General features: G+C 65.3%; 1 protein-coding gene and 1 pseudogene. Both read right to left on the reverse strand.

What is annotated here, in order from left to right:
* A pseudogene (locus tag OKB87_RS23545) lies at positions 1–198 on the reverse strand (hypothetical protein); the annotation flags it as partial.
* A 137-nt stretch (positions 199–335) separates the two neighbouring features.
* On the reverse strand, positions 336–691 hold a 356-nt coding region (locus tag OKB87_RS23550), incomplete at its 5' end, for an efflux RND transporter permease subunit (protein WP_270828628.1).

The raw sequence follows: 691 nt of genomic DNA on the forward strand, positions 1-691 counted from the left end.
GACTTCGGCGAGGCGCTCGATCTGGTAGCGGATCTCCGCCAGGTACGGACGCAGGTCCTCGGCGTTGCGGCAGCGGAATTCCCACTCCACTTCGGCGTTGGGGTAGTTGTGCAGCACCGCCTGCATCATGGTCAGCTTGTAGAAGTCGGTATCCAGCAGGTTCTGCACGATACGTTCGGAAAAAGCGCTCTCGGCCATGCTCGTCTCACCACTGCGTTTCAGCGGGCAGTCTACTGGAGGCGGCTGCCGGCGGACATAGGATCGCGCCCGGAGGGCTGTGGGATGGGGCGACAGCACCGGCGGACAGCGCTGTTGTCGCTATCCGCCGTTTCCGATCAGTGTGCGTTTGCCGCTTGCGTCACGCCTGGCGGGGCATCCGGCCTGGCCACCAGGGTGTAGATGCACGGCAGGACGAACAGGGTGAACAGGGTGCCCACCGACATGCCGGTAGCGATCACGATGCCGATGTCGAAGCGACTGACCGCCCCGGCGCCGGTGGCGAGGATCAGCGGGATCACCCCGAGCACCATCGCCGCGGTGGTCATCAGTACTGGCCGCAGGCGGATCGCGGCGGCCTGCTCGATGGCCTCGCGACGCTCCAGCCCCTGTTCGTGGCGCAACTGGTTGGCGAACTCGACGATCAGGATGCCGTGTTTGCTGATCAGGCCGATCAGTGTCACCAGGCCGACCT

Origin of the sequence: Aeromonas sp. Y318-1 (assembly GCF_027706125.1) — a bacterium.
In the GTDB taxonomy this organism is placed as follows: Bacteria; Pseudomonadota; Gammaproteobacteria; order Enterobacterales; family Aeromonadaceae; genus Aeromonas; species Aeromonas hydrophila.